The 13,512-nt window shown below is 71.4% G+C and carries 11 protein-coding genes and 1 riboswitch; of the genes, 10 read left to right on the top strand and 1 reads right to left on the bottom strand.

Features of this window, described 5'->3' with window-relative positions:
* Positions 1–43 precede the first annotated feature (43 nt).
* Together PKF00_RS16035 and PKF00_RS16030 are read left to right on the top strand one after the other, a co-directional pair.
* Positions 44–991, top strand: a complete 948-nt coding sequence (locus tag PKF00_RS16035; protein ID WP_271218316.1) for a carbohydrate kinase family protein — start codon at positions 44–46, stop codon at positions 989–991.
* Between the two features lie 11 nt (positions 992–1,002).
* Positions 1,003–2,226: an aminotransferase class III-fold pyridoxal phosphate-dependent enzyme gene (locus PKF00_RS16030; protein ID WP_271218315.1), complete on the top strand. Its 1,224-nt coding sequence runs from the start codon at positions 1,003–1,005 to the stop codon at positions 2,224–2,226.
* Positions 2,227–2,381: 155 nt separating this feature from the next.
* Here the strand turns inward: PKF00_RS16030 and PKF00_RS16025 are convergent, their stop codons facing one another.
* Entirely contained in the window at positions 2,382–3,485 is a 1,104-nt protein-coding gene (locus tag PKF00_RS16025) for a GNAT family N-acetyltransferase (protein WP_271218314.1), read from the bottom strand.
* Between the two features lie 139 nt (positions 3,486–3,624).
* On the opposite strand from PKF00_RS16025, the gene PKF00_RS16020 reads away from it, so the two are divergent.
* From PKF00_RS16020 to PKF00_RS15985, 8 genes are all read left to right on the top strand, one after another.
* On the top strand, positions 3,625–4,503 hold the full coding sequence (locus PKF00_RS16020; protein ID WP_271218313.1) for a tRNA (adenine-N1)-methyltransferase: 879 nt from the start codon (positions 3,625–3,627) through the stop codon (positions 4,501–4,503).
* A 205-nt stretch (positions 4,504–4,708) separates the two neighbouring features.
* Positions 4,709–6,472: a proteasome ATPase gene (gene arc, locus PKF00_RS16015; protein WP_271218312.1), complete on the top strand. Its 1,764-nt coding sequence runs from the start codon at positions 4,709–4,711 to the stop codon at positions 6,470–6,472.
* A gap of 217 nt (positions 6,473–6,689) precedes the next feature.
* Positions 6,690–7,868 (top strand): acyltransferase family protein, encoded by a 1,179-nt coding sequence (locus PKF00_RS16010; RefSeq protein ID WP_271218311.1) that lies wholly within the window; start codon positions 6,690–6,692, stop codon positions 7,866–7,868.
* A gap of 86 nt (positions 7,869–7,954) precedes the next feature.
* Complete coding sequence (gene dop, locus PKF00_RS16005) at positions 7,955–9,472, top strand: depupylase/deamidase Dop (RefSeq protein WP_271218310.1); 1,518 nt, start codon at positions 7,955–7,957, stop codon at positions 9,470–9,472.
* 179 nt (positions 9,473–9,651) lie between these two features.
* Positions 9,652–9,783: riboswitch (adenosylcobalamin (AdoCbl) riboswitch) on the top strand.
* 18 nt (positions 9,784–9,801) lie between these two features.
* Entirely contained in the window at positions 9,802–9,996 is a 195-nt protein-coding gene (locus PKF00_RS16000; protein ID WP_271218309.1) for a CbtB domain-containing protein, read from the top strand.
* A 7-nt stretch (positions 9,997–10,003) separates the two neighbouring features.
* Positions 10,004–10,750: a CbtA family protein gene (locus PKF00_RS15995; protein WP_271218308.1), complete on the top strand. Its 747-nt coding sequence runs from the start codon at positions 10,004–10,006 to the stop codon at positions 10,748–10,750.
* Positions 10,750–11,310, top strand: coding sequence for a histidine phosphatase family protein (locus PKF00_RS15990; protein WP_271218307.1), 561 nt, complete (start codon positions 10,750–10,752; stop codon positions 11,308–11,310). Before PKF00_RS15995 ends, PKF00_RS15990 begins: the two co-directional genes overlap by 1 nt.
* A complete protein-coding gene (locus tag PKF00_RS15985) occupies positions 11,307–13,445 on the top strand; it encodes a putative cobaltochelatase (RefSeq protein WP_271218306.1) in 2,139 nt (712 codons plus the stop codon). Before PKF00_RS15990 ends, PKF00_RS15985 begins: the two co-directional genes overlap by 4 nt.
* Positions 13,446–13,512 lie beyond the last annotated feature (67 nt).

The following is a 13,512-nucleotide window of genomic DNA, read 5'->3' as shown; positions in this document are numbered from 1 at the left end:
GTCGCCCGTCTATTATCCGCTCAAGACATGAGGAGGGCTCACTATGACCGTCGTCACGCTCGGCGTGCACATCGTGGACGTGCTCGCCAGACCCGTGGAGGCGCTTCCCGAAGGCCAGGACACCCACCTGCTGGAGCAGATCCGCGTCACCGCCGCGGGCGCGGCCGCGGGGACCGCCGTCGACCTGGCGGCGCTGGGCGTCCCCGTCGCCTCGGTGGGAGCGGTCGGCGACGACGAGCTCGGCGACCTCCTCCTCATGATCATGAAGAGGCGCGGGGTGGACGTCACCGGGGTCGTCCGCAGGGCCGGCGAGCAGACCGCCGCCTCGATCCTGCCGATCAGGCTGGACGGAGGGCGTCCCTCCTTCCACGTGCCCGGCGCGAACCTGGGCCTGTCTCCCGCCGACGTGGACCGAGGGCGCGTCGTCGGCGCCGCGGCGGTGCACCTGGGCGGCATGGACGTGACCTGGGGTCTGCACGACCCCGGCTTCCTCGCCCTGCTGGACGAGGCGCGCGCGGCGGGCGCGATCGTCACGATGGACCCGCTGTCCAACATGCCCGACCTGCTGCGGGCGGCGAACGTCTTCCTGCCGCACGTCGACTACCTGCTGCCCAACGAGGAGCAGGCCCTCGCGATGAGCGGCGCGACCGGCGTCGAGGAGGCCGCCGTCGCGCTGCTGCGCCAGGGGCCGAAGGCCGTGCTCGTCACCATGGGCGAGGAGGGCAGTCTCGTCGCCACCGCCTCGGGCCTCACCCGCGTCCCCGCCCTCGACGTCCCGGTCGTGGACACCACGGGCTGCGGCGACGCCTACTGCGCGGGCTTCGTCGCCGGCCTCGTCGACGGGGGCGACGTCGTCGAGGCCGCCAGGCTCGGCGCCGCGGTCGCCGCCCGCGTCGCGGGGGGCCTCGGCTCCGACGCGGGACTCGGCGAGGCGGCCGGGCTGCGGGCCTCCAGCGGCGGGGAAGACCCTGAAAGCTCCGAGAGACTCTGAAAGGGCGAGACATGTCCATCGACGCCACCCTCAGGGAACGTGCCGCCAGGGTCGTTCCCGGCGGCATGTACGGCCACCTCAACGCGGCCCTGCACGGTCCCGGCTACCCCCAGTTCTTCGTCGGGGGGCGGGGGTGCAGGCAGATCGACGCGGACGGCCGCGAGTACGTCGACCTGATGTGCTCGTGGGGTCCCGTCGTGCTCGGCCACCGCCACCCCGCCGTCGAGGCGGCCGTCGCCGCGAGCCTCGCCACGGGAGACTGCCTCAACGGCCCCGGCCCCGTCTACGTCGAGCTCGCCGAGCTGATGGTGGAGACCGTCCCGCAGGCCGACTGGGTGATGTTCTCCAAGAACGGCACCGACGCCACAACCCAGGCCCTGATGGTCGCCCGCGCCGCGACGGGCAGGACCAAGGTGCTCGTGGCCCACGGCTCCTATCACGGAGCCGACCCCTGGTGCACGCCGAGCCCGTCGGGCACCACGCCCAACGAACGCGCCGACCTGGTCGAATACGTCTACAACGACCTGGCGAGCGCGCACGAGGCCGCCGCGGGGGCCGAGGGCGACGTCGCCGCGATCATCGTGACGCCCTTCAAGCACGACTCCTTCGAGGACCAGGAGCTCGCGGACCCCGCCTTCGCCCTGGGCCTGCGGGCCCTGGCCGACCGGATCGGCGCGGCGCTCGTGATCGACGACGTGCGGGGCGGCTGGAGGCTCGACCTCGGCGGCTCGTGGGAGCCGCTGGGAGTCCGCCCCGACCTGTACGCCTTCAGCAAGGCCATGGCCAACGGACACCCGATCGCCGCGGTCACGGGCGTCGACGCGCTGCGGGGCCCCGCCCAGACGATCTACTCGACCGGGTCCTTCTGGTTCAACGCCGCCCCGATGGCCGCGGCCAAGGCCACCATCGAGACCCTGCGCGACATCGGCGGCGTCGCCCTGATGGAGCGCGCGGGCGTCCGGCTGCGCGAGGGCCTGGCCGCGCAGGCGGCCTCACACGGGTTCACGGTCAGCCAGACGGGTCCCGCGCAGATCCCCTGGCTCTCCTTCGAGGGGGACGCGACCCTGGAGAAGGGCGTGTTCTGGGCCTCCGCCTGCCTCCAGGAGGGCGTCTACCTCCACCCCTGGCACAACTGGTTCCTCTCCGCCGCCCACACCGACGCCGACATCGACCGCGCCCTGCAGGGCACGGACGCCGCGTTCGCCAGGCTCAGGGCCGAGTTCGGCGCCGACTGAGCGCCGACTGAGCGCCGACTGAGCGCCGACTGAGCACAGGCCGAACCGGGGGCGGCCGCGCGCCGCGCCCACGGGCCCCCGTCCTGCGACCCCTCCTGCGGCGGGCGGCCGGCGCGGTCAGGTCGCGCGCCGCCTCCACGCCGTTTCCACGAGGCCTACCCCCGCGGGCGCAGCCTGCACCACTGCAGGTCGTCCAGGCGCGTGCCGTCCGGACCCGGCAGCAGGCCGCGGATGAGGGCCTCCCGGGTGAAGCCCGCACGCTCGAGCACCCGCTGCGAGGCGAGGTTGGCGGGGGAGGTGCCCGCCACGATCCTGGTCAGGGGGGTGTGCTCGAAGGCCCAGTTCACCAGCAGGTTCACCGCCCTGGTCGTCAGGCCCCTGCCGCGGAACTCCGGCAGCGCGCTGTAGCCCGTCATCGCCTGGCCCAGCGGCGGCACGATCGAGGTGAGCTGGATGTGCCCGGCGAAGGCGTCCGTCTCGGCGTCCCTGATCGTCACCTCGGCCCGTTCGCCCGCCAGCCAGCGCATGCCCGCCTCGCGGCAGAGACGCTCCGCCTTCGCCGTGTCGGGTCCCTCGGGGGGAACGCTGTGACGCACGACGTCGGGCAGGTTCTCCAGCGCGTGGTAGTCACGGGCGTCGCGCGGGCCCAGCGGCGTCAGCCGCACCACCCCGTCGGACAGCGAGCCGCCGGGAAAGCCGGGCAGGAAGGGGCGCACCCGCTCGCCGGGGTCTCCGTACAGCCTGGCGAAGGCCACCAGGTCGCCCCTGGCGCCGTTCCTGAGGGCCTCCGCGGAGTGCCGGACGCCCTCGCGCTGGAAGCCCGCGGCCATCGCCACCCGCTGGCTGGCGAGGTTCTCCACGTTCGCCAGGAGCTCCATGCGCCGCACCCCGAGGGCGAAGGCCCAGTCGGTCAGCGCCCTGGCCGCGGCCGTCGCCACCCCCCGCCCCCGAGCCCAGGGCGCGACCAGGTAGCCGACCTCGCCGTTGCCCCGGGGGTCGAGCCGCTTGAGCCCGACGTTCCCCAGCCACTCGTCCGTCTCGGCGTCCGCGACGGCGAACGCGGCGCCGCCGGACTCCCAGTCCTGCTCGGCCGTCCTCAGGTAGGCGAGCGCGTCGTCACGGGTGTACGGCACCGGCAGGCTCGGCAGGAAACGCCGGATCTGCGGGTCGGCGCAGGCGCGGACCATCGCCCCGACGTCGCCGGGGGTCAGCGGGCGCAGGACGATCTGACCGGCGAGGATCACATCTCGTGGAAACATCCCCAAGTGCTATCAGCTCATGACGGACCCGGACCAATGATTTCCCGGCCGCCGCTCCCCGCCCGGGGCGGCGTCGCGGCGCACGGCCGCGCGCCGGGAACGGGACGGGCGACGGCCACGCGCCGATAACCTTGCGGGCATGGGTTTTCGCAGGCATGGGCCGTTTCAGGCCGGGGATCAGGTTCAGCTCACCGACCCCAAGAACAAGCGTCACACCGTGACGCTGAAGGAAGACGGGGTCTTCCACACGCACAAGGGCGGCATCCCGCACAGCGACCTGATCGGTCAGCCTGAGGGCTCGGTGGTGCGTTCGTCCGGCGGCACCCAGTATCTCGCGTTCCGGCACCTGCTCCAGGACTACACGCTGTCCATGCCCCGCGGCGCGGCGGTCATCTATCCGAAGGACTCGGCCCAGATCGTCGCCATGGCCGACATCTTCCCCGGCGCCCGCGTCGTCGAGGCCGGGGTCGGCTCGGGCGCGCTGACCTGCTTCCTGCTGCGCGCCGTCGGCTCCGAGGGCAGGGTCACCTCCTACGAGCGGCGCGAGGACTTCGCCGAGGTCGCCACCAAGAACGTGGAGAAGTTCTACGGCGGGCCGATGGACCAGTGGCGTCTGGTCGTCGGCGACTTCGTGGACGCGCTCGACGAGAGTGACGTCGACCGGATCATCCTGGACATGCTCGCTCCGTGGGAGTGCGTCGACGCCGCGGCCAAGGCCCTCACACCGGGTGGCGTCATCTGCTGTTATGTGGCGACTACTACCCAGTTGTCCCGCACCGTGGAAACTCTCCGCGAACACGGGAGTTTCACCGAGCCCCATGCGTGGGAGACCCTGGTTCGCGACTGGCATGTCGAGGGCCTCGCCGTACGGCCCGATCATCGGATGGTCGGCCACACCGGCTTTCTCGTCACCGCACGTCGCATGGCGGACGGGGTGACGCCACCACCCCGTCGCAGGCGTCCGGCAAAGGGGGCATATGGCGAAGAGGCCGCATCTTCCGCGTCTTCCACCACTTGATGACGATTCAGCCACGAGGGTGCGTCAGGGCGTGACGCGGGAACAGATTCCCGTGTTCTTATGCTCCATGGACTAAACGCACCATAAGGGATTATTCATTGCCTACTTAATGTAGCCATACGAACACTGTTCGGCCAGGTAAGGGACAGCCCCCAGATGGGTAGGGTTTTGAGTAGTCGGTCTCGACTGGGAAGGAGGTGACGCCGTGGCAGCTCGCGACGACGCTGAGGCTCGAGCCGCGCAGCGCGAACGGGAGGTCGCTGACCTCACAACACAGGTCTCCTTCCTGCAGGAGGAGATCACCGCGCTACGTCGGAAGCTGACGGAGTCTCCCCGGCAGGCCAGGATCCTCGAAGAGCGTCTCCATGAAGTGCAGGCGAACCTCGCGGCCGTAACCGGCCAGAACGAGCGTCTGGTGGCCACCCTCAAGGAGGCCAGGGACCAGATCGTCGCACTGAAGGAGGAGGTCGACCGGTTGGCGCAGCCGCCATCCGGGTTCGGCGTGTTCCTCGAGGCCAGGGAAGACGGCACGGTGGAGGTTTTCACCGGCGGTCGCAAACTTCGAGTGAACGTCAGTCCAGCGGTGGACGTCGAATCGCTGAAGCGTGGCCAGGAGGTCATGCTCAACGAGGCGCTCAACGTGGTCGAGGCCCTCGGATACGAGGAGCTCGGCGAGATCGTGATGCTCAAGGAGCTCCTTGAGGACGGCCAGCGCGCGCTGGTGATCTCGCACGCCGACGAGGAGCGGGTGGTGAGACTGGCCGAGTCGCTGCTCGACCAGCCGATCCGGGCGGGCGACTCACTGCTGCTGGAGCCGCGCTCCGGCTACGTCTACGAGCGCATTCCCAAGTCCGAGGTCGAGGAACTCGTGCTGGAGGAGGTGCCCGACATCTCCTACGAGGAGATCGGCGGCCTCATGCGGCAGATTGAGCAGATCCGGGACGCCATCGAGCTTCCCTACCTGCACGCCGACCTCTTCCGCGAGCACAAGCTCCGTCCCCCGAAGGGCGTGCTGCTGTACGGCCCGCCCGGCTGCGGCAAGACGCTGATCGCCAAGGCCGTCGCCAACTCCCTGGCCAAGCAGGTCGCGGAGAAGACCGGCCAGTCGGGCAAGAGCTTTTTCCTCAACATCAAGGGTCCCGAGCTTCTCAACAAGTACGTCGGCGAGACCGAGCGGCACATCCGCCTGGTCTTCCAGCGCGCGAGGGAGAAGGCCTCCGAGGGCACCCCGGTGATCGTCTTCTTCGACGAGATGGACTCGATCTTCCGGACCCGAGGCTCGGGCGTCTCCTCCGACGTCGAGAACACCATCGTTCCCCAGCTGCTCTCGGAGATCGACGGCGTCGAGGGCCTGGAGAACGTCATCGTGATCGGCGCCTCCAACCGCGAGGACATGATCGACCCGGCGATCCTGCGGCCCGGCCGCCTGGACGTCAAGATCAAGATCGAGCGGCCCGACGCCGAGGCGGCCAAGGACATCTTCTCGAAGTACCTCATCGAGGACCTTCCGCTGCACCCCGACGACCTCGCCGAGCACAGCGGCAGTCGCGGGGGGACCATCTCCGGCATGATCCAGCGGGTGGTCGAACGGATGTACACCGAGAGCGAGGAGAACCGCTTCCTCGAGGTGACATACGCCAACGGAGACAAGGAGGTCCTGTACTTCAAGGACTTCAACTCCGGCGCGATGATCCAGAACATCGTGGACCGGGGCAAGAAGATGGCGATCAAGCAGTTCCTCGACTCCGGGCAGAAGGGCCTGCGGATCCAGCATCTGCTGGCGGCCTGCGTGGACGAGTTCTCCGAGAACGAGGACCTGCCCAACACCACCAACCCCGACGACTGGGCCCGCATCTCCGGCAAGAAGGGTGAGCGGATCGTCTACATCCGCACCCTCGTGACGGGCAAGCAGGGCACCGAGGCGGGCCGGTCCATCGACACGGTCGCCAACACCGGCCAGTACCTCTGACAGAAATCCCCAGCGGCCTCGGTCGCGCCCGAAGGCGGCGCAGGTCCCCGGAACGGGGCACGCGCCGCCTTCGCGCGTCGGGGGCCCCGCGCCCGCGCGGGAGGAGTTTCGGGGCTCCGCGGAGAACACGGCGGAAAACGAAACCTCCGGGGAGGGAACCCGGATGATCGAAGTGCCGTCAAAGATGCGTGCATGAAGATCTCGCCCCGGTCGTCACATGACCGGCACGGTGGTCCGGGGGAAGGGCAGACTCGCCGAGCTCGATCTCCTGCGGTTCGTCGCCGCGCTGGCGGTCGTCTCCTTCCACTACCTCGTCGCCTTCGCCTCGGTCTGGGGCGAGCGCCCGGCCAAGCTGTTCCCGGCGACGGCGACGCTGTCCGGCCTGGGCATCCTCGGCGTCGAGCTGTTCTTCATGATCAGCGGCTTCGTGATCCTGATGAGCGTCTGGGGCAGGAGCCTGGGCGCGTTCGCGCTCTCCCGCCTGGTGCGGCTCTTCCCCGCCTACTGGATCAGCGTGGGCCTCGTCGCCGTGGTTTACGGGCTGGGCGCGGCCACCGCCCTCGACCCCAAGCTGAGCGCGCGGGACTACCTGGTCAACCTGACCATGCTCCAGCGCGCCTTCGACGTCTACGACGCCAACGGCGTCTACTGGTCGCTCTGGGCCGAGCTCCGCTTCTACCTGCTGATCTCGGTCCTCGTGATCGTCGGGGTGACGTTCGCGCGCTGCCTGGTCTTCATGGGCGTGTGGCTGCTGGCGGCGGGGTTCTTCGCCGGCAGTGAGAACGAGTGGGTGCAGCTGATCGTGATGCCGAAGTACGCGGCGTACTTCGTCGCGGGCATGGCCTTCTTCCTGATGACCAGGCACGGGCCCAAGCTGGTCCTGTGGTGCGTGGTCGGGATCAGCGGGGGGCTCGCCGTCGACGCGGCCCTGACCAGGGTCGCGGGCCGGATCAAGGCGGTCGGCTACGACGCGATGCCGGTGCCCCCCTGGACGGTGGTCGCCGTCGTCGTCGGCTTCTACGTGCTCATGGCGCTGGTGGCGCTGGGCTGGCTCGGGTGGCTGCGCTGGCGCGGCCTGGTCGTCCTCGGCGCGCTCACCTACCCCGTCTACCTGTTCCACTCGACGGTGGCGGCTGTGCTCGTGCCCGTCCTGCGCGACACGTTGCCGCCCTGGCTGACCGCCCTGGTCACCCTGCTGGCCACGACGGCCCTGTCCTACGCGGTTTACCGGCTCGCCGAACGGCCCGTTCAGGAGTTCGTCAAGGCCAGGCGGCGTCGCGGGGCCGTGCGGGCCCCGGAACCCGCCGTCCCGCCCGGCTTCCCGGCTGTTCCCGGTCCTGTCCCCGAGCCCGCGGCCGACCCCTTCGCGACGGGCGAAAAGGCCTCTGTGCCATAACTGTCTGGCCACCGGGGATAGTGAAGGGTCTAGGGTCGGGGATATATACGGCGGAGAAGTCAGTCCCGGATGAACAGAGGGTGCGCATGACGGTACGGCGGGTGATGGGCATCGAGACCGAATACGGCATCTCCGTGCCCGGACAGCCGGGGGCCAACGCGATGGTGACCTCCTCTCAGGTCGTGAACGCCTACCTGGCGGCCTCGGCCGCCAGAGCCAGGCGGGCGCGATGGGACTTCGAGGAGGAGAACCCGCTGCGCGACGCCCGGGGCTTCGACCTGTCCAGGGAGGTGGCGGACCAGAGCCAGCTCACGGACGAGGACCTGGGGCTGGCCAACGTGATCCTCACCAACGGGGCACGGCTGTACGTGGACCACGCCCATCCCGAATACTCCACTCCCGAATGCACCAATCCGCGAGCGGCGGTGATCTGGGACAAGGCGGGGGAGCGCGTCATGCACGACGCGGCGGTCCGAGCCTCGGCCATCCCCACCAACGCCCCGATCCAGCTCTACAAGAACAACACCGACAACAAGGGCGCCTCGTACGGCTGCCACGAGAACTACCTGATGCGGCGGGCGACGCCGTTCGCCGACATCGTCAGGCACCTGACCCCGTTCTTCGTCTCCCGGCAGGTCGTCACCGGCGCGGGAAAGGTCGGCATCGGGCAGGACTCGCGCGGTGAGGGCTTCCAGATCAGCCAGCGGGCCGACTTCTTCGAGGTCGAGGTGGGGCTGGAGACGACGCTCAAGCGGCCGATCATCAACACCAGGGACGAGCCCCACGCCGACCCGGAGAAGTACCGCAGGCTGCACGTCATCATCGGCGACGCCAACATGTCGGAGATCTCGACCTACCTGAAGCTGGGCTCGACCGCGCTGGTCCTCGCCATGATCGAGGACGGTTACTTCACCCGCGACCTCGCGGTCGACAACCCCGTCCAGGCGCTGCGCGCGGTCTCCCACGACCCGACGCTCAAATACGAGATCTCGATGCGCGACGGCCGGAAGCTGACGGCGGTGCAGCTCCAGATGGAATATCTGGAGCTGGCGCGCAAGTACACCGAGGAGCGCAGCGGGCACGGCGTCGACGAGCTCACCAAGGACGTCCTGGACCGCTGGGAGTCCGTGCTCACCCGCCTGGCGGAGGACCCGATGCAGCTGTCGCGGGAGCTCGACTGGGTCGCCAAGCTCGAACTGCTCGAGGGTTACCGCACGCGAGACGGCCTCGCCTGGTCCCACCCGCGCCTGCAGCTCGTCGATCTGCAGTACTCCGACATCCGTCCCGACCGCGGGCTGTACAACCGGCTGGTCGCCAGAGGCCGGATGCAGCGCCTGGTGACCGAGGACGAGGTCCAGCGGGCCATCGAGGCGCCGCCCAGCGACACCCGGGCCTACTTCAGGGGGCGGTGCCTGAGCCAGTTCAGCGAGTCGGTCGCGGCCGCCTCCTGGGACTCGGTCATCTTCGACATCCCGGGGCGCGAGTCCCTGCAACGCGTCCCGACCATGGAGCCGCTGCGCGGGACCAAGGCGCACGTCGGCGAGCTGTTCGACCGCTGCCGCACCGCCTCGGACCTGGTGGTCGCCCTCACCGGCGAGCAGTGACCCGCCGCCCGCGCGGGAGGCCCCTCCAGGGGCGTCCGGCGCGGGACGGCCGGCCCGCGCAAGCTTCCGCCGTCCCCGTCGTCGCCATGCCGTCGCGCGGTGACGGCGGGGGCGGCAATGGGTTTCGGCTGAATGTTTGATCCCGTCCGGATTGACGGGCGGTAGGAAACCGGGGTACGTTCCGGTTGTTTTGTGGCGGTGCGAGGGAAATCCGGTGAGATTCCGGTGCGGTCGCGCCACTGTAACTGGCCCCTCGGGGCTGGAAGCCAGGTCACTCGACCGCCACCGACCTACGAAGAGGGACGCGTCAATCCCCGAAGGAGGTGGCCGTGAGCCAGATCTCGGCTCCGCGCACCCAGCCCATTCCGCTCAGCTCGCTCACCCCCTGGCTTCTCGCCGTGCCGGTGCTGCTGCTCGTCGCCTACCTGGTCGCCTTCGACCAGGGAGCGATCTCGCAGACCGGTAACTACCTGCACGAACTCATGCACGACGGTCGTCACCTGCTCGGCGTTCCGTGCCACTGAGCCACAAGTGATCACCAAACTCCTTGTAAGGGGCATGCTCGTCGGGCTGCTCGCCGGGCTGCTCGCCGCGGTCTTCGCCTACACCGCGGGCGAGCCGCGCATCGACAGGGCCATCGCGCTCGAGGAGGCGGCCGCGGCCGCCCCCCAGAGCGCGCAGGCTCACTCCCACGAGGCGGCCGAACCCGCCCATTCCCACGATGAGGGGGAGGCGCTGGTCAGCAGGGACGGCCAGCGGTTCGGGCTCTTCCTCGCCCTCGCCCTGTACGGCCTCGCCGTCGGCGGCCTGTTCGCCCTCGCCTACGCGGCGGTGCGCGGCAGGGTCGGCCCCAGATCGGAACCGGTGCTCGCGGTCGCCCTCGCGGCGGCGGCGTTCGTCGCGATCGTCCTGGTGCCCTTCCTGAAGTATCCCGCGAACCCGCCCGCCGTCGGCGACCCCGAGACGATCAACCAGCGCACGGTGCTCTACCTGACGACGGTGGTCATCGGGATCCTCGCCGTCGGCGCGGGCGTCGCGGCCCACCGGTACGCCTCCTCCAGCGAGCCCTGGTTGCGCTGGCTGGCGGGAGGCGCCGCCCTGCTGGTCCCGGTCGCGGCGGCCTGGATCTTCCTGCCGGGGATCAGCGAGGTGCCCGAGGGCTTCCCCGCCGACCTCCTGTGGGACTTCCGCGTCGCCTCCCTCGGGACCCAGGCGGTGTTCTGGCTCGGCGTCGGCGCGCTCTTCGCCTTCGCCGCGCGCAGGCGCAGCCCGGTGTGATGACCCCCTCGGGGGTCGCACGCCTGCTGCTGGTCTGCCATGCCTCGACGCCGGCGACGGCGCGGGCCGCGTTTCCCGGAGACGAGCCTCTCGACGGGAACGGCCTGCGCCGCGCCGGAGCCATGGCCCCGCTGACCCTTCCGGGACGAGCGGTGCGCGCGGCCGAGCTGCGCTGCGCGCAGACGGCCGAGGCGCTCGGCCTGCCGGCGGAGCCGGAGCCGCTGCTGGCCGACTGCGACTACGGCAGGTGGAGCGGCAGGACGCTCGCCGAGGTGGAGGCGGCCGAACCCGAGGCGCTGGCGACCTGGCTCACCGATCCCGCCGCCGCGCCGCACGGAGGGGAGTCGATCGTCGCGCTCCTCGGCAGGGTGGCGGGCTGGCTGGCAGGCCTCGAGCCCGGCCGTACCGTCGCGGTCACCCACGCCGCGGTCATTCGCGCCGCGGTCGTCCACACCCTCGGCGCCCCGGCCCAGTCCTTCTGGCGCGTCGACGTCGCGCCGCTCGCCCGTGTCACGCTCACCGGGCGCGGCGGGCGCTGGCGGCTGAGCCACCCCGCATGACGAAACCCAAGGAGACTCCGAAGGTGCGTGACCCGCGTTATCCCTTCACCGCGATCGTCGGCTCTGAGGACCTCAAACTCGCCCTCATCCTGAACGCCGTGTCCCCCGGCGTCGGCGGCGTCCTGGTCAGGGGGGAGAAGGGCACGGCCAAGTCCACGATCGTGCGGGCGCTCGCGGCGCTGCTGCCGCCGGTCGAGACGGTCCGCGGCTGTCGTTTCTCCTGCGACCCGGCCTCGCCCGACCCCGAGTGCCCCGACGGGCCCCACGAGGCGGGCACGGGGTCCTCGCGGGCCTCCCAGCCGGGCGCCGTACGGCCCGCACGGCTGGTCGAGCTGCCGGTCGGAGCGTCCGAGGACAGGCTGGCGGGCTCGCTCGACCTCGAACGGGCCCTCACCGAGGGGGTGAAGGCGTTCGAGCCGGGGCTCCTGGCCGCCGCCCACCGGGGCGTCCTGTACGTCGACGAGGTCAACCTGCTCCACGACCATCTGGTCGACCTGCTGCTCGACGCCGCCGCACTCGGCACCTGCTACGTCGAACGCGAGGGCGTCTCGGTACGGCACGCCGCCCGGTTCCTGCTGGTGGGGACCATGAACCCCGAGGAGGGCGAGCTGCGCCCTCAGCTGCTCGACAGGTTCGGGCTGACCGTGGAGGTCAGGGCGTCGAGGGAGGTGTCCCAGCGGGCCGAGGTGATACGGCGGAGGCTGGCGTTCGAAGCCGACCCCGTCGCCTTCGCCGCCCTGTGGGACGGCGAGGAGCGGGCGCTCGCGGCACGCGTCGCCGAGGCGCGGGCCAGGGTGGCCGACGTCGTCCTGCCGGACGCGGCGCTGCGGCGGATCGCCACGGTCTGCGCGGCGTTCGAGGTGGACGGGCTGCGGGCCGACCTGGTCACGGCGAGGGCGGCGATCGCGCACGCCGCCTGGCAGGGGCGCGCCGCCGTCACCGCCGACGACGTCCGTGAGGCCGCCAGGCTCGCCCTCCCGCACCGCCGCCGCCGTGACCCCTTCGACGCGCCCGGCCTGGACGAGGCCAAGCTCGAGGATCTCCTCAACCAGGACCCCGAGGACCCCGAGGACGGTCCCGGCGGCCCCGAGGGCGGTCCCGGGGGCGGTTCTGAGGGCGGCCCCGGCGAAGGCGACTCGGGCGAGGGCGGAGACGGGAACGCGGACGCGGACGTTCCGCAAGGAGACGCTCCGCCCTCCGCGGAGCCGGACGTCCCCGACGCGGGCCGGGACGTCGGCGCGCCTCCCGCGGGCCCGCCCGCGGGCGAGGACGGGGAACGGAGACCGACCGCCTCCACGGGAGCGCCCGCCGAACCCGTCGCGGGGCGCGAGCAGGTCGTGGCGGCCGATCCGGCGCGGCGGACCAGGCTGTTCACCGTCCCCGGGCTCGGGGCCGGAGCCCCCGGACGCCGGTCGAGGGCCGCCACCCCCCTCGGCCGTGTCACCGGGGCCCGTCTGCCCCAGGGACGGCCCTCCTCCCTCCACCTGCGGGCGACCGTCGAGGCGGCCGCGCCGCACCAGGCCGGGCGCGGCAGGAACGGGCCGGGCCTGCTGCTGCGACGCGAGGACCTCAGGGAGGCGGCCCGCGAGGGCAGGGAGGGCAACCTGGTGCTGTTCGTCGTCGACGCGAGCGGATCCATGGCGGCCAGGCAGCGCATGCGCGCCGTCAAGAGCGCCGTGCTCGGCCTGCTCCTCGACGCCTACCAGCGCCGAGACAAGGTCGGGCTGGTCACCTTCCGCGGCGCCCGCGCCGACCTGGTGCTGCCGCCGACCTCCTCGGTCGAGGCGGGCGCGGCCAGGCTCCGCGACCTGCCGACGGGCGGCCGCACCCCGCTGGCCGCCGGATTGCTGCGCGCCGCCGAGGTGCTGCGGGTCGAACGCCTGCGCGACCCGTCCAGGCGCCCGCTGCTGGTCCTGGTCACCGACGGGCGGGCGACCTCGGGCACGGTCGAGGACGCCCACAGGGCCGCGGGACTGCTGACCGGGGTGGCCACCGTGGTGGTGGACTGCGAGGGCGGGCACGTCCGCCTCGGCCTGGCCGGGACCCTCGCGCGCCGGATGGGGGCCGAGAGCGTGCGTCTCGACGACCTCACCGACCTCGCCGGGATGGTCCGTGAACGGAGGTCCGCCGCATGACGGGGAGCCTCAGGGCCGGGGTCGCGGCCGGAGACGCCGAAGTGAACCGTACGAGACCGAAAGGCGG

This window comes from Streptosporangium carneum (assembly GCF_027922005.1).
GTDB lineage: Bacteria > Actinomycetota > Actinomycetes > Streptosporangiales > Streptosporangiaceae > Streptosporangium > Streptosporangium carneum.
Note: the sequence above shows the minus strand (reverse complement) of the source record. Positions and strands in the feature narration are given on the sequence as shown.